Below are 15650 nucleotides of genomic sequence, written 5' to 3'. Positions count from 1 at the left end.
CGACGCGGGGACCCGCAGCGCCCCTAACCCCCGCCGGCAAAGTCCGCCCTTGACGCCTCCCCGTTCTCATGTCCGAATTTCGCGATGGGTGGCTATGTTTACATCATTGCCAATAGGCGTCGCGGGGCGACCTATATCGGCGTGACCAGCGACATCATCGCCCGCCTGTACCAACACCGCGAAAAACAGACCGGGGGGCATGCGTCCCGCTACAATATTTCGCGCCTCGTTTTCTACGAAGTTCATGCCACCATGCCCCTGGCAATCCAGCGCGAGAAGAATTTGAAGAGCTGGCGCCAGGCGTGGAAGTTCGAACTGATCGAAAACGTCAATCCACACTGGGACGACCTCTGGGAGGAGATCGTCAAATCGCCTTTCTGAGCGGCACGAACGGCGTCATCGCTTTTTGGGCGGTGCAGGTCCCCGCGTCGAGCGCGAGGACGACGAAGAGTAACAAGCGCTCTGGCTCAGCATCAGCGCTCTTCAGAGCTTGACCAGCTAGCACTATCCTCTCCCCCTCGTCGTCCTCGCGCTCGACGCGGGGACCTACGGCGCTGCCGCCACCCCGGCAGAAGACGTCCCACCGCCATCACAAACGGAACAAATTCCGTTCACGATTATTTCTGGTCTCAGGGGGTGGCCATCCCGGTCTTACACTGTAGGCTAAGGGGCGAACTCCATGACCAGAGTCAGACCGGGAGAAAATCCGTGAAACTGCTTTCCATCATTGCTGGCGCGGCCGTTGCCGCCGCGCTGACCACGACTGCCTATGGGCAGGTCGTTGTGTCGTCCAAGATCGATACCGAGGGCGGCGTTCTGGGCAACATCATCGCGCAGATGCTGCAGGCCAACGATATCGAGACCGAAAACCGCATCCAGCTCGGCGCAACGCCGATCGTGCGTGAAGCGATCGCGGCGGGCCAGATCGATATCTACCCCGAATATACGGGCAATGGCGCGTTCTTTTTCGGTCTTGAGGACGAGGACGTCTGGAATGACGCGCAGGCCGGGTTCGACCGGGTTGCCGAAATGGACCTTTCGGAAAACGGCGTCGTCTGGCTCACGCCTTCGCCGGCCAACAACACATGGGCCATTGCCGTGCGCTCGGATGTCGCCGAGGAAAACGGGCTGGCGACCATGTCCGATTTCGGCGCCTATATCGCCGATGGCGGCGAGATCGTTCTCGCCGCATCGAGCGAGTTCGTGACCTCGCCGGCTGCCTTGCCCGCATTTCAGGAAGCCTATGGGTTCGAGTTGAGTTCGGACCAGTTGATCCAGCTTTCAGGCGGCGATACGGCGGCGACCATTTCGGCTGCGGCCAACCAGACTTCCGGCGCCAATGCGGCCATGGTCTATGGCACCGATGGCGGTATCGCGCCGTCCGGGCTCGTGGTCATGGATGACGATATGGGCGTGCAGCCGGTCTATGCGCCCGCGCCGATCATTCGCGAAGCCGTGCTCGAAGAATACCCGCAGATCGAGGAAATCCTGGCGCCCGTGTTCGAGGGCCTGACCCTCGAAGTGCTCCAGGATCTCAACGGCCGCGTGCAGGTGGGAGGCGAGCCGGCCGAAGCGGTCGCCGAATCCTATCTGACCGAAAACGGCTTCCTCTAAAAAAGGGACGGGCCGCGCCCCAAAACCCGCGCGGCCCCAACCAGTTTGACGGCGCTCGCCCGGACCGGGGCACATTCATTGCGGATCGACAAGCTCGGAGTGGTGGTTGCCGCCCTGGGGATTTTCGCGCTCGTCTTTCAATCCTTTCTCATCTTCCGCGCCAACCGGATCGTGCCCGGCGAGACAGTGCCCGCCTGGGAGGCGCTGGGCCCCGGCGGCATCGCGCTCTATGCCGGGCTCGGTGTTGCGCTGTTGATCCTGCTGCTCAAGACCCCGCTTGCCATCCGGCTCGGGGTTTCCAGCCTTGCGCTGATCGCGCTGGCCGTTGCCGTGGGGCTGGGATCCTCCGCTTTGATCCCGGAGGGCGATAGCTATGCCCGCGTTTCGCCCGGCTCGGGTGTGTGGATCATGGTCTTCGCCTTTGCGCTGGCCGCGACCGACGCGCTGGCCCGGCTGCGGCTCGGCCCGTTCGCGCGCGTGGGCATCCTCATTGCCGTGGCAGCGGTGCTTTGGGGCATCCTTGCGTCGGGGCTGTGGGACGATCTGGCGGTGATGCGGGAATATCAGGGCCGGCAGGCGGCCTTCTTTGCGCAATTGCAAATCCATCTTTTCCTCGCCTTCGGGTCGGTCGCCGCGGCGGTGCTGATCGGGGTTCCGGTGGGCATTGTCTGCTACCGCATCCCCCGGGTGCGGGCCGGTATTCTGGGCAGTCTCAATGTGGTCCAGACCATCCCCTCGATCGCGCTGTTCGGCCTTCTGATCGCCCCCATGGCGTGGGTGGGGGCCAATGTGCCCGGTGCGCGCGAACTGGGGATCGGCGGCATCGGTTATGCGCCGGCCTTCCTCGCGCTGTTTGCCTATTCGCTGCTGCCCATCGTTTCCAACACCGTCGTGGGGCTCGATGGGGTGCCGCGCGATGCAAACGAGGCGGCGCGCGGCATGGGCATGACCAGTGGCCAGCGCATGACGGGCGTCCTCCTGCCGCTGGCCTTTCCGGTGATCCTCACCGGTATCCGCATCATTTTGGTCCAGAATATCGGGCTGGCGGTCATCGCCGGGCTGATCGGGGGCGGGGGGCTGGGCACCTTCGTGTTCCAGGGCATTTCGCAAACCGCCATGCCGCTCGTTTTGCTCGGGGCGATTCCCGCCGTCGCCATGGCGTTCGCGGCGGCCATCGTGCTCGACGCGGGGGTGGAATTGAGCCAGGGCCGCCAGAGGGCAGGACAATGATCGAAATCGACAATCTCACCAAGACCTATGACGGCCGCGCCGTCGTCGACGATGTGACGCTCTCCATTCCGAGCCGGGAAATCGTCGCCATCGTGGGCACCTCGGGCTCGGGCAAGACGACGCTGTTGCGCATGATCAACAGGCTGGTCGAACCGAGCGCCGGTACGATCCGCATCGATGGCCGCGATACCCACGATCTGCCCCCCTACGAATTGCGGCGCCAGATCGGCTACGCCATTCAGGGGCACGGGCTGTTTCCCCATCGCGACGTCGCCCACAATATCGGCACCGTCCCGCGCCTTTTAGGCTGGGACAAGCACAGGATTTCCGCGCGGGTGGACGAGCTTTTGGAGATGTTCCAGCTCGAACCCGACCAATACCGCTCGCGCATGCCGCATGAGCTTTCCGGTGGCCAGAAACAGCGCGTCGGGGTCGCCCGCGCGCTGGCGGCGGGGCCATTGGTCCTGCTCATGGACGAACCGTTCGGCGCGCTCGATCCGATCATCCGCGCCAAGGCGCAGGCCGATCTGGTTGAAATCCAGCAACGGCTGGGCACCACCGTCGTGCTTGTCACCCACGATATGGACGAGGCCATTCGTCTGGGCGACCGCATTGCGGTGATGAGCGAGGGCAAGGTTCTCCAATACGCCTCGCCCGAGGAGATCATCGCCAATCCGGTGGACGATTTCGTCGAGGCGATGCTGGGATCGGGCGACAAGGCGTTTAGGCTTTTGACTCTCGATCACGTCTCCTCGGTGGTCGAACCGGGCGAGGCCGAGGGCCCGCCGGTTGATACGCACCTCTCGCTGCGCGACGCTTATTCGGAAATGCTGTGGTCGCAGCGCCCGGTTCTGCCGGTAACCAGGGACGGCGTGCCCGTCGGCATCGTCACCCGCGCGGCGCTGGAAAAACGGGCAGCGCGGCCGCAATGAAGATCGGGGTCGTCATAAGGCTGGCGGTGCTGGCGCTGCTTGTTGCGTTTATCCTGACGCCGCAGAGCTTTGCGCCGCTGTTCGCGCCGCTGGTGCGCGAGGGGACGCCGCCGATCTATACCCAGACGACCATTCTTTCGCTCACCCTGAGCCACCTCGCTATCGTGGGGTTCGCCACCGTGCTGGCGACGCTGTTCGCCGTTGGCTTGGCCATTCTGGTCACCCGCCCGTTCGGGGAGGAATTCCTGCCCCTTTCGCGCGCCATCGCCAATATCGGGCAGACCTTTCCGCCGGTCGCGGTGCTGGCGCTGGCCGTGCCCATGCTCGGCTTCGGCACAGGGCCAACTCTGGTGGCGCTGTTTTTATACGGGTTGCTGCCGATTTTCGAGAACGCCCTGACCGGGCTCACTTCGCTGGCCCCATCGGTGCGCGAGGCATCGCGCGGCACGGGCATGACCGGCTGGCAGCGGCTTTCGGGGGTGGAATTGCCGCTGGCTCTGCCGGTGATCCTTGCGGGCATCCGGCTTTCGGCGGTCATTTCGCTCTCGACCGCCACGATCGGTTCCACCGTCGCCGCGCGCACGCTGGGCGAAGTCATCATCGCCGGGCTGGTTTCGGGCAACACTGCTTTCGTCTTGCAGGGCGGGCTGATCGTGGGGGCTTTGGCGGTACTGATCTATGACGGGTTCGTGGGGCTGGAAAAGTTCATGGCCCGCCGCATGGGCGGTATCTAGCCGACTTCGAGCACGTCCACGGCCTGTGTCGTTTCCTGCCCGCCCGCCGAGCGCAGCATGCCCACGATTGGCGTGACGTCGGAATAATCGCGCCCATAGCCGATGACGATATGATCCTGCCCGGCAAACATCGCGTTGGTGGGATCGAACTCGACCCACCCCGTTTCCCGTCCGCACCAGACCTTCACCCATGCGTGCATGGCGTCGGCGCCTTCGAGCCGCTCTTCGCCCGCGGGCGGTATGGTGCGCAGGAAGCCCGAGACGTAGCCCGCCGGAACGCCCAGCCCGCGCAGGCCGGCAATCATGATATGCGCGAAATCCTGACACACGCCGCGCCGCAGCCCGAACGCTTCGGTCACCGGGGTATCGACCAGCGTCGCCTCGCCGTCATAGGCGAAATCGGCGTGGATGCGCAGGCAGAGGTCATGGGCCATCTCGCGCACCGAAATCCCTTGCCTGACGCTCGATCTGGCATAGGCGGTGATCGCCGGATCGATGGCGACGCGCGGGCTGGGGCTCAGGAAATGATGGGGCGAGAGCGATCCCATGTCCCAGTTGCCGGCGATTTCGGCATGGAGCGTCTCGAGCGTTGGCGTGAAATCGATGCCCGGATCGCCGCGCAACACTTCGACCCGCGCCGCAATGGCGATTTCGAGGGCCTCATGGGCATTGCGATAGGCGAGTGCCGCCACGCGGGTGCCGAAGAAATCGACAAATTCGGAGCGTTCGGCCGGTTGAGGATCGACGGTCAGGCTGGCCGCAACCACGCGCTGAATACCCGGCAGATTGGCCGGAAACACCCGTACCAGATGCCGCCCGCCCGAAACCGGGGCGTCATAGGCATAATCGAGCTGGAGCCGGATGTCGTAGAGCATGGTCAGGGCGCCCGGCGGTGAGCAAAATGGCAGCGCATCGCCCGCACCCCCCACTTGGTCACCCCGGCCTTGCGCCGGGGTTCAGTACGCTCAGCGCGAGCGAACGACCGGCAGGGGCTGCCGTTTACCGGATCCCGGCTCAAGACCGGGATGACGACGGAGAATTGGAAAGCCCCGTCCTTGGCCATCAGAAATACATCTCCGCGATCAGATTGGAGATGTTGGCCAGCCCGTTGCCGACCCCGATCAGCATGTCGGGGTTCACGTCGGCAGCGTCGATCACCGCCAGTTCGGTCTGGAGTTTGAGCGCGGCCTTGGCGGCGGCGGAAAGCTGGCCGTCGACTTGGCCGCCCGGCAGTTCCTTGAGTTGTGCGAGCAGTTCGGTCAATTGGAACATCACCGAACGCGGATTGAGCGGATCGGAGATCAAAAGTTCGACGGCGCCCAGATTGCCATAACCATAGCCGTAACGGCGGCGATGGGTCATTACGCTGTCGCCGATTTCGAGCAGCATTTCGGTCGCCCCCTCGGGGGCGTCGGGCGCGCACAGCCATGTGGCGATTTCGGCGATCTGGATGCCGCGTTCGAGCCGGCGCCCGATTTCAAGAAAGCGCCATCCGGCAAAGCGGTACATGTTTTCATGCACGAGGCCGGAAAAGCCGGCCAGCTTGCGCAGCAGCACGGTCATGGCGCGGGTGGCGTCGTCGCCGGGTTTGATCGTGCGGGCGAAGCGGCGCGCGGTTTTCTGCAGATCGGTCAGCGCCAGCCAGCCATCGGGCGAAAACCGGTCGCGGATCTGGCTGGCCGAGCGCACTGCGCCATCGATGATGGCCAGAAGTCCGGCCGGAACCGCCTCGGTGGCGTCGATGCCGAGCGGTTCGAGATAGTCGCGGGTCGCGACCAGCAGCGGATTGTCCTCGCGGCCCAGTTCGGCAAGGCGCAGATGGTAGGCGCGCAATATGCGGACACTGGCCTCGCAGCGCTCGGCATAGCGTCCCAGCCAGATCAGATTGTCCCCGGCGCGCGAGGGCAGATTGCCCGATGGGTTGCGCTCGATGGTTGAGTTGGATTGGGCGAGCAGGGTCACCTGTTCCACCTCGCCCTCGCTCACCACCCACACATCGGCGGCCTGCCCGCCGCGCTGCATGGCGATGGCGGCGGTGTCGAGCGCATAGCCGACGCGGGCAAAGCCGCCCGGCATGATCGACCAGCCATTGTCGGTGCGCGCCGCATAAACGCGCAGCGTAATGGGGCGCGGTTCGAGCGCGCCGCCGACATAGACGGGAGCCGTCGAGAGTTTTACCGCTTCCTGCGCAGCGAACGCCTTGGGATCGGCTTCTATTTTTTCCAGCAGCGCCGCGCGTGCCGCCGGGTCGAGATCGGCAATGGCGGCTGTGCCGCCGTCATCGTCGATGGAGAGCAGGGTGGAAAGGGCCGGCCCGACCAGAAGGGCATCGAAATTGTCGCGCACATAGGCGCGCGCTTCCTGCCCGCCGCACCACCATGTGGCGATATTGGGCAGGGCGAGATCGGAACCGAGCCGGGATCTGGCAATCGCAGGCAAAAACGCGCCGAGCGCCCGGGTTTCCAAAATCCCCGCCCCCAGCGAATTGACAAAGCCGACGCTTCCCCGCCGCACCGCTTCGGCAAGGCCGGGGGTTCCGATCTGGCTGTCCTGGCGCAATTCCAGCGGATCGGTGAAATCGCCGTCGAGACGCCGCCAGAGCACCGAAATGGGCTTGAGCCCGGAGACGGTGCGCACCATAACCTGGCCATCGACCACGACGAGGTCCTCGCCCTGCACCAGCAGGAACCCCAGATAGCGCGCGATATAGGCGTGCTCGAAATAGGTTTCGTTCAATGGGCCGGGGGTGAGGATCGCCACCCGCCCCGAACCGTTGCCGCCCATATCCGTCAGCGCGTTGCGGAAATCGCGGAAAAACCCGGCCAGCCGGTGGACGTTGAGATCGGCATAGATATCGGCGAGCGCGCGGGTGGTCGCCACCCGGTTTTCCAGCGCGAACCCCGCCCCCGAGGGCGCCTGCGTCCTGTCGCCCAGCACCCACCAGCGCCCGTCGGGGCCCCGGCCCAGCTCGAAAGCGCAGAAATGGAGGTGATGGCCGCTCATGGGCGCGATGCCGACCATGGGGCGCAGGAATTCGGGATTGCCCGCGATCAGTTCGGGCGGCAGCAGGCCCTCGCGGACCAGAGTGTTGTTGCCATAGATATCGGCAATCACCGTTTCGAGAAGATCGGCGCGCTGGGCCAGACCGGCCTCGATGCCGCGCCATTCGTCCTCGGCGATCAAAAGCGGGATATGGGCCAGCGGCCAATCGCGCTCGCCCTGTTCGAGCCCGTCATACATGCGATAGAACACACCGGCGTCGCGCAGATACTGGTCGGCGTGCTGGAAGCGGTTGGTCAGCTCCTCGGCCCCCAGCGCGTCGAGCGCCGACATGAATTTGAGCCAGCCGGGTTTGACCGTGCCGTCGGGCGCGACCATTTCGTCGGGCACGCCCGAGATCGGGCGGTAGGCGCCGATCAGGTCAGGCATCTTTTGTGCCCTGGCGCGCTTGGGAGAAAATTCCATCTAAAGCCACTGGTGAGGTCGCCTCAGGTCCAGCGTCAGAGGAAACTCGGGCGTGGGCGCTTCGGCCGGCAAATCGTAAGAACCGGCACTATGTCCATTGGGTATGAATCGCGCAAGCCGTCTTGCTTCGGCCTCGTTGGCATTCACAGGAAAGGTTTCATAGTTTCGCCCCGCCGGGTGGGCCACGTGATAGACGCACCCGCCCACGGCGCGGCCCGTCCAATTGTCATAGACATCGAACACCAGCGGGGTATTGACCGGCAGCGCCGGGTGCAGGCCGGAAGCTGGCTGCCATGCCTTGTAGCGCACCCCGGCCACCGAAACGCCCGACAGATCGGTCTGGGTCAGCGGCACGGGACGGCGGTTGCAGGCGACCGTATAGCGTTCGGGCTCGGGGCCCGTCAGCTTGACCTGCAACCGCTCGAGCGAGGAATCCACATAGCGCACCGTCCCCCCGATGGCGCCGGTTTCGCCCATGACGTGCCAGGGCTCGAGAGCCTGGCGGATTTCCAGCGTGTGGCCGGCAGCGCTCACCTCGCCGCAGAAGGGGAAGCGGAATTCGAGCTGGGCCTCGAACCATTCGGGCTTGAGCACGAACCCGTGCTCGCGCAGATCGTCGAGCACGTCGAGGAAATCGGCCCAGACATAGTGGGGCAGCATAAACCTGTCGTGCAGCCGCGTGCCCCAGCGGACCAGCTTGCCCTTGATCGGGTCCTTCCAGAACCTCACGATCAGCGCGCGGACCAGCAATTGCTGGGCGAGGCTCATTTTGGCGTTGGGCGGCATCTCGAAGCCGCGGAACTCGACAAGTCCCAATCGGCCGGTCGGCCCGTCGGGCGAATAGAGCTTGTCGATACAGATTTCCGAGCGGTGGGTGTTGCCGGTCACATCGACCAGAAGGTTTCTGAACAGCCGGTCCACCAGCCAAGGGGCCGGGGCCTCGCCCTCGCCGGGGGCAGGCACCTGCGCCATGGCGATCTCAAGCTCGTAAAGGCTGTCGTGCCGCGCTTCGTCGAAGCGCGGCGCCTGGCTGGTCGGGCCGATGAACAGGCCGGAGAACAGGTAGGACAGGGAAGGGTGGCGCTGCCAGTGCAGGATCAGCGATTTGAGCAGGTCGGGGCGGCGCAGGAAGGGGCTGTCATTGGGGGTCGCGCCGCCGACCACCACGTGATTGCCGCCGCCGGTGCCCGTGTGCTTGCCGTCGATCATGAATTTGTCGGCGCCCAGCCGGGAGAGCCGCGCTTCTTCATAAACCGCTTCGGTGATCGAGACGCACTCGTCCCAATTGGCCGCCGGATGGACATTGACCTCGATGACGCCGGGGTCGGGCGCCACGCGGATCACATTGAGGCGCGGGTCGGATGGCGGGGCATAGCCTTCGATATGGACGGGCAGGCCCAGCTTTTCGGCGGCGGTTTCGGCAGCGGCGATCAGTTCGAGATAGTCTTGGAGCTTTTCGGTGGGCGGCATGAAGACGGTCAGCCGTCCGTCGCGCGGCTCGACCGAAAGCGCGGTGCGGACCACGCCTTCGATATCGCTCAATTCCTGCTCGATCCGAGTCTGGACGATTGTCTCGTCAGCCACAAGGCTTGCCACCGGCAACTCGTCGCGCGGGGGCAGGGGCTGGCGCGGGATCGTGGGGTCTTCGGCCACGACATGGGGGTAGGCGCTTTCCGGGATATGGGGCAGTGTTCCCAGCGGCAGGCGATAGCCGACGGGGGAATCTCCGGCCACCAGAAACAGTTTGCCGCGCCGTGTCTTCCACACTTCGGTCAGCCAGCGCGAGGGTTGGGCCGGGGCATTCCATTTCTGGACCGGCAGCACATAGCCTGTCGGCTCGGTCAGCCCCCGCTCGAACCCCCGCGTCATGCGCAGCCGCTCTTCGGGGTCTTTCAGTTTGGGATTGGTGGGATCGACGTTGTCGGGAAGATTGCCTTCCTTCAAGATCCAGTCGGCGGGGTCTTCAAAGGCCGGCTGGACGGTAGAGCCGTCAAGGCCCAGCGCCATGGCAAATTCGGTGAGATAGGCCTTGGCCTGATCGGGGCTCGGGGTCTTGTCCGATGTCTCGCGCGCGATCAGGTCGGGATTTTTCCAGACCGGCTCGCCATCCTTGCGCCAATAGAGTGAGAAGGTCCAGCGCGGCAAGGTTTCGCCCGGATACCACTTGCCCTGGCCGTAATGGAGGAACCCGCCCGGCGCGAAACGCTGCTGCAGGCGCCGGATCAGGATGTCGGCTTTTTCGCGCTTGGTGGGCCCGACGGCATCGGCATTCCATTCGCCGGATTCGAAGTCGTCGATGGACACGAAGGTCGGCTCGCCCCCCATCGTCAACCGAACGTCATTGTTGGCCAAATGTTCGTCAATTTCGCGTCCCCGAGAGCACAAGTCCACCCAATCGGTGTCCGAAAATGGCTTGGTGATGCGCGGATGTTCGGCCACGCGGGTGACCGTCATGTCGAAATCGAACTCGACATTTGCAAAGCTCGCCATCCCCGAAATCGGGGCCGCATTGGCGTAATGGGGTGTCGCGGCGAGCGGGATATGGCTCTCCCCGGTCAGCAATCCCGAGGTCGGATCGAGCCCCACCCAGCCGGCGCCGGGCAGGTACACCTCGCACCAGGCATGAAGGTCCGTGAAGTCGTTTTCAGTGCCCGATGGACCATCGAGGGCCTTGAGATCAGGCTTGAGCTGAATGAGGTATCCCGAGACGAACCGCGCCGCAAAACCCAGATGTCTCAATAGGTTGACCAGCAGCCACCCGGTATCGCGGCAACTCCCCTTGGCCTTTTCCAGCGTTTCCTCTGGCGTCTGCACACCGGGCTCGAGCCGGACAATATAGCCGATCTCGCGCTGCAGCCGGGCGTTGAGCTCGACAACGAAATCGACGGTGTTCTTGGGCGTCCGGTCGATGGAATCCAGCAGACCTTTGAACAATGGACCAAAGCTGGAGTCGGGCTTTCTATAGATTTCCAGGTCGGGCGCGATCGCATCGGGATAGGCAAACGGCCAGGTCTCGGCCTCTGGCTCGACGAAGAAATCGAACGGATTATAAACCGTCATGTCAGCCACAAGATCGACTTCGATCTTGAGCTCGGTCACCGGTTCGGGAAAGACGTATCGCGCCTGGAAATTGCCGTAGGGGTCCTGCTGAATGTTGACGAAGTGATTGGAAGGACTGACTTTTAACGAGTGGCTGAGCACCTTGGTGCGTGAATGGGGGGCGGGCTGGAGCCGGATGATCTGCGGGCCCAGGGTTACGGGCCGGTCGTATTTATAATGCGTGAGATGATAGATCGCGGCCTTGATCGCCATAGGCAAACTCCTGAGATTCCCACGCTCGCGGAGCAACGATAGCGGCAAAGCGGACACTTCCGCAATCGTGCTTTACCGGCAATGCGTTAGTCGGCATGGTCGGGGGGACGCACAAGGAGGCCCCCATGCTGCTGCACACGATTTTCGTCATCGCACTGGCCGCTGAATCGATGTCGGCCGCATTGGCGGCTGGGCGACGCAATATGGACTGGTTCGGGGTGTGCGTGCTGGGGTGTGTCACGGCGCTGGGCGGAGGCACGGCGCGCGATCTCCTGCTCGGCCACTACCCGCTGTTGTGGGTCGATCAGCCGGCCTATCTGCTGGTCACCACGGCGGCGGCGCTGTTCACAATTGCGGTGGCCCGGATCATGGAACGGCTCAAGCTGATCTTTTTGCTGCTCGACGCTGTCGGGCTCGTGGTGTTCACCATTGCGGGCTGCGTTGTGGCCATGGAAATGGGCCAGCCGGTGCTTATCGTTATCGTGGCGGGGATCATCACCGGGTGTGTAGGCGGCGTATTGCGCGACATCTTGTGCAACGACGTGCCGTTGCTGTTTTCCGGCGAGCTCTACGCAACGGTTTCAGCCATCACGGCCTGTGTGTTCTTTTTCGGGATACAGGCCGGGATGCCGATGGATTTGATGACGATTGCCGCCATGGCTGTGGGGTTCACGCTCAGGACGCTGGCCATCGTCTTCAAGGTCGAAATGCCGCGCTTCGTTTATGTCCCGGTGCGCGATCAGTCCTCCAAAAGGTAGCCCTGCCGGCTCGCCAGTGGCTCGGTGCCGACGATCTTGGCGATCGAATTGCCCGGCACGACGAATTTGGCGGTGTTTCGCGATATGACCCGGCCCGAGGTGCCGGCAAGGATCGGCGTGCGCTCGGTGAAGGCGCCGGGGCCATCGAGGGCGATGAGATCGGCGATGGGTTGGCCTTTTTCAACCTCATCGCCCAGTTCGACGCGATAGGCGAGAAGCCCGGCCTTATCGACGCGCAGCATTTCGGTGGCGCTCAAAGGGGTGGGCGCGGGGGCAGACTCGACCTTGGGGGGCGTGCCGGCAACGAACCCCTTTGCCTGAAAGAAGCCGTAGAGCCGGGCGGCGTCATCCTTGCCGACGTGGTCGAACACGTCGGGCTGGCCGCGATATTCGAGCGTTGCGGCGCTGGCGGAAAAGGGGATGGGCTTATCGGGATACGCCTGTCGCAGCCGCGTCCAGAGCGAGGGCCAGACTTCATCGAACGAGCCGCCGCCCGAATCCTCGGCGGTCAGTTGGGCGACCGAGCCCATATGGTCGGCCAATGCGCCCAGCTCGGCCATGGAATCGGGGGTGACGAACAGATGGACAAGCGCCTCGTTGTCGCAATGGAGGTCCAGCACATAATCGGCGTCATAGGCTTCGGTCATCACCAGATGCCGGAGTTTCTGCATGGCTGTCGCCGGGCGCTGTGCGTCGAGCCAGTCGCGCACGGCCTGGCGGATTATCGCAACATTGGCAGCGGCATCATTTGTGAGTTTCGGCGCGACATCGGTATCGACGGCGGCAAAGAGGTCCGGCCAGCGGCGGTTGAAATTGGTGCCGGTGCGGAAATCGTAGCGGCCCACATGGTCTTCGAACACACGCTGGCCCATGCCGAGCGGGTTGACCATGGGAAAGATGGTGAAGCGGGCGCTGAGGTCACCTCTTTCGTCGGCGGATTTGAGCAACGGCAACAGGTGGTGCAGCGCCATGATGCCGGGCTGTTCGTCGGCATGGAGCGCGGCCTGCATATAGATTTTGGTCGCCGCGTCGGCGGGGCCGATCTTAAACAGAGTCAATTGGGCCGTCGTGCCGGGAGCATCGGCATCGATTGTGTGGGTGATGCGGTCAAAGGCCATGAGGAACTACCGGATATATTTGGGGCCGAAACGCAGGCGCGGGCGCGATGTCGTGCGCTCTTTGGGCATGTGGCGCATCATGCGTTCATAAACACGTCCGAAGACAAGGAAAATCACCATGGTGATGGCGAGAAACCACAGCGCCGCTATGGAAAAATGGAGGAAGGCATTGAAGTCGCGCTCAAACAGGTTCTGTGCGGTGTTGAGGATATCGCGCTGGGCGTTGATGACCGGCAGGGTGAAATAGACAAGCGCCGTCGAGTGGAACAGGAACACCACTTCATTGGTATAGGCGGGCCAGGCAACGCGAATTGTGTTGGGCCAGGTGACGGTCCGGAACACCTGAAAGGGTGTCATTCCGAAGGCGCGGGCTGCCTCCAGTTCACCCTTGGGCACTGTGCGCAGGGCGCCGTAAAGGATTTCGGCACTGTAGGCGGCGGTGTTCATCACCAGCGCCAGCGGGCCGATGAACAGCGGGTTCATCATCAGCCAGGCAATGCCCCATGGGCGCCACCAGACGGGGTTGAGCGCCAGCATGATGGAATAGAACATGAAGAACTGGATAAAGAGCGGCGAGCCGCGAAAGGCATAGATATAGGCCGAGCACAGGCGCCGGATAAGGGCATTTTTCGAGTTCTTGCCCAGGGCAAGCAATACGGCGAAGACAAAGCCGATCGGCAGCGAAGCGGCCGCGAAATAGATGTTGAACAGCGCCGGTTGGGCGTAAAGCGGGATCTCGGCGATGATCGTCTGGATCAATTCCATCGCCTAGCCCTCCACCGGCATGCCGCGCCGCGCCCAGACGGTGAGCCTGGAAAAGCCCTTTTCCGAAAGCAGTGTGACGAGGATGTAAAAGACAAAGAGCGCGATGAAATAGGCCCAGCGCCAATCGCCATGCACAAGGCCGGCCTGGGGCAGGAAGTTGGGCGAACCCAACTGGCCTGCCCACCAGACGATATCGGCGATCTGGAGCAGGGACAGCAGCGACGTGGCTTTAATCAGCAACAGCCAGACATTGGAAAGGCCGGGCAGGGCATAGACCCACATCTGGCGGATATGGATGCGGGTCAACACCTGAAATTCGCTCATCCCGTAGGCGCGCGCGGCTTCGAGCTGGCCGCGCGGCACGGCACGCATGGCGCCGTGGATGACGTTGGCGGTGAACGCGCCGAAAATGATGCCCAGCGATACGCAGGCAAGGATCAGATATTCATAGGTCGAGAGCAGCCAGTTGGCTTCGCGGCAGGGCGGCCAGTTCGCCTGGTCGGCGGCGATGGAATCGGGCGTGCAGACCTGCATCGACCAGACCCACTCCACCCCCTGCTCGAACGCCAGCGGGAAGAACAGGAAGAACAGCACATCGGGAACACCGCGCACCATGCTGACATAGATGGTGCCGATCGCCCGCAGCACAGCAAAGCGCGACCCCTTGGCTGCGGCACCCAGAAGGCCAAAGACAAGCGCTAGGCACCCGCCGAAGATGGCGGCCATGATGGTGAAGCGGAAACTGGCGTACCAGTTTAGGTGTTTGCCGTTTGTGAGGTAGCCGAGCCAGAAGGCGATGTCTTCGCCCACCAGATCGAAAAGCCAGAAGGCTCCGTCCACGCGCGTGCCCCTTGCGTGAGATGCCCGGCGGGGGAGCCTGCTGGCCGCCCGCCGGACACAGGTTTGCGATTATTCGGTGTAGAACGGACCCGCACCGTCGAACCATTCGGCAATCAGGGCATCGACGGTGCCGTCGGCCTTGAGGGCTGTGAGGGCTTCATCGAGCGTTGCGAGCAGCTCGGTGTCTTCCTTGCGCACACCGCCGCCGACGCCGCCGCCGACCATCACGTCGGGACCGAACATTTCGAGCGCGCCGCCCGAATTTTCCACGACAGGATCGAGCGAGGAGCCGTCAGCGAGCACCACATCGACATTGCCCGCGGCCAGGTCGGCGATCGACTGATCGAACGTGGCGAACGAGACGATGGTGTTGTCGGCGGCAAAGTTTTCCTCGGCATAGGCTGCCTGGATGGTGTTGCCCTGCACGCCGATGCGCAGGCCCGAGGGGTTCTCGATATCGATGCCCGCGCCGGTTGCGGCGATGTAGTTGGACGGATCGGGCGGGAAATAATCCTGGGTGAAATTGATGGTCTCGAGCCGCTCGTCGGTGATCGACATGCCGGCCATAATGACATCGTAGTTGCCCGCGACGAGATTGGGGATGATGGGGTCCCATTCGCTCTGCACGAACTCGCAGGTCATGCCCGTGTGTTCGCAGATCGCATTGCCCAGATCGATCTCGAAGCCGGCCAGTTCGCCCGCGTCGTTGACGAAGTTCCAGGGCGCATAGGCGCCCTCGGTGCCGATGCGCAGGGTTTCCTGGGCGTTGGCAGCGGTGGACAGTACTGCCAGGGCGGCAGCGGCGAGGATCACCTTTTTCATTTTCCGAGTTCCCTTTTTTGGTTGGTGAAGCGACCGGGTCCCTTTTGCATGATGGTTTTG

At 63.5% G+C, this 15650-nt stretch carries 13 protein-coding genes; 6 read left to right on the top strand and 7 right to left on the bottom strand.

The window, feature by feature from the left end; translation table 11 throughout:
* Positions 1-84 precede the first annotated feature (84 nt).
* The 5 genes from KKY_RS11100 to KKY_RS11080 all read left to right on the top strand — a co-directional run bounded on the left by KKY_RS11100 (position 85) and on the right by KKY_RS11080 (position 4510).
* Complete coding sequence (locus KKY_RS11100; protein WP_014131441.1) at positions 85-381, top strand: GIY-YIG nuclease family protein; 297 nt, start codon at positions 85-87, stop codon at positions 379-381.
* 327 nt (positions 382-708) lie between these two features.
* Positions 709-1614, top strand: a complete 906-nt coding sequence (gene osmF / locus KKY_RS11095; protein ID WP_014131440.1) for a glycine betaine ABC transporter substrate-binding protein OsmF — start codon at positions 709-711, stop codon at positions 1612-1614.
* A 78-nt stretch (positions 1615-1692) separates the two neighbouring features.
* On the top strand, positions 1693-2844 hold the full coding sequence (locus tag KKY_RS11090) for an ABC transporter permease (protein WP_014131439.1): 1152 nt from the start codon (positions 1693-1695) through the stop codon (positions 2842-2844).
* The gene (locus KKY_RS11085) at positions 2841-3776 is read left to right on the top strand and encodes an ABC transporter ATP-binding protein (RefSeq protein WP_014131438.1); all 936 of its coding nucleotides are present in this window, start codon (positions 2841-2843) and stop codon (positions 3774-3776) included. Before KKY_RS11090 ends, KKY_RS11085 begins: the two co-directional genes overlap by 4 nt.
* Positions 3773-4510: an ABC transporter permease gene (locus tag KKY_RS11080; protein WP_014131437.1), complete on the top strand. Its 738-nt coding sequence runs from the start codon at positions 3773-3775 to the stop codon at positions 4508-4510. The genes KKY_RS11085 and KKY_RS11080 overlap by 4 nt, the downstream gene beginning before the upstream one ends.
* Here KKY_RS11080 and KKY_RS11075 read toward each other — a convergent pair.
* The 3 genes from KKY_RS11075 to KKY_RS11060 form a co-directional block, all read right to left on the bottom strand.
* Positions 4507-5385, bottom strand: a complete 879-nt coding sequence (locus tag KKY_RS11075) for a transglutaminase family protein (protein WP_014131436.1) — start codon at positions 5383-5385, stop codon at positions 4507-4509. The two genes, KKY_RS11080 and KKY_RS11075, sit on opposite strands and share 4 nt — an antisense overlap.
* Before the next feature lie 187 nt (positions 5386-5572).
* Positions 5573-7975, bottom strand: a complete 2403-nt coding sequence (locus KKY_RS11065; RefSeq protein WP_014131435.1) for a circularly permuted type 2 ATP-grasp protein — start codon at positions 7973-7975, stop codon at positions 5573-5575.
* Entirely contained in the window at positions 7976-11287 is a 3312-nt protein-coding gene (locus tag KKY_RS11060) for a transglutaminase family protein (protein ID WP_014131434.1), read from the bottom strand. It abuts the gene before it with no gap.
* Positions 11288-11412: 125 nt separating this feature from the next.
* On the opposite strand from KKY_RS11060, the gene KKY_RS11055 reads away from it, so the two are divergent.
* Positions 11413-12045 carry a trimeric intracellular cation channel family protein gene (locus tag KKY_RS11055; protein WP_014131433.1) on the top strand — a complete coding sequence of 211 codons (633 nt, stop codon included), beginning with the start codon at positions 11413-11415 and terminating at the stop codon, positions 12043-12045.
* On the opposite strand, the gene KKY_RS11050 is transcribed toward KKY_RS11055, so the two are convergent.
* The 4 genes from KKY_RS11050 to KKY_RS11035 form a co-directional block, all read right to left on the bottom strand.
* Complete coding sequence (locus KKY_RS11050) at positions 12027-13163, bottom strand: M14 family metallopeptidase (RefSeq protein WP_014131432.1); 1137 nt, start codon at positions 13161-13163, stop codon at positions 12027-12029. The genes KKY_RS11055 and KKY_RS11050 overlap by 19 nt on opposite strands.
* A gap of 6 nt (positions 13164-13169) precedes the next feature.
* A complete protein-coding gene (locus KKY_RS11045; RefSeq protein WP_014131431.1) occupies positions 13170-13928 on the bottom strand; it encodes an ABC transporter permease in 759 nt (252 codons plus the stop codon).
* A 3-nt stretch (positions 13929-13931) separates the two neighbouring features.
* A complete protein-coding gene (locus KKY_RS11040; protein WP_014131430.1) occupies positions 13932-14768 on the bottom strand; it encodes an ABC transporter permease in 837 nt (278 codons plus the stop codon).
* A gap of 69 nt (positions 14769-14837) precedes the next feature.
* Positions 14838-15590 carry a transporter substrate-binding domain-containing protein gene (locus KKY_RS11035; protein WP_014131429.1) on the bottom strand — a complete coding sequence of 251 codons (753 nt, stop codon included), beginning with the start codon at positions 15588-15590 and terminating at the stop codon, positions 14838-14840.
* Between the last annotated feature and the right edge of the window lie 60 nt (positions 15591-15650).

It is taken from the genome of Pelagibacterium halotolerans B2, assembly GCF_000230555.1.
Taxonomy (GTDB): Bacteria; Pseudomonadota; Alphaproteobacteria; order Rhizobiales; family Devosiaceae; genus Pelagibacterium; species Pelagibacterium halotolerans.
Note: the sequence above shows the minus strand (reverse complement) of the source record. Positions and strands in the feature narration are given on the sequence as shown.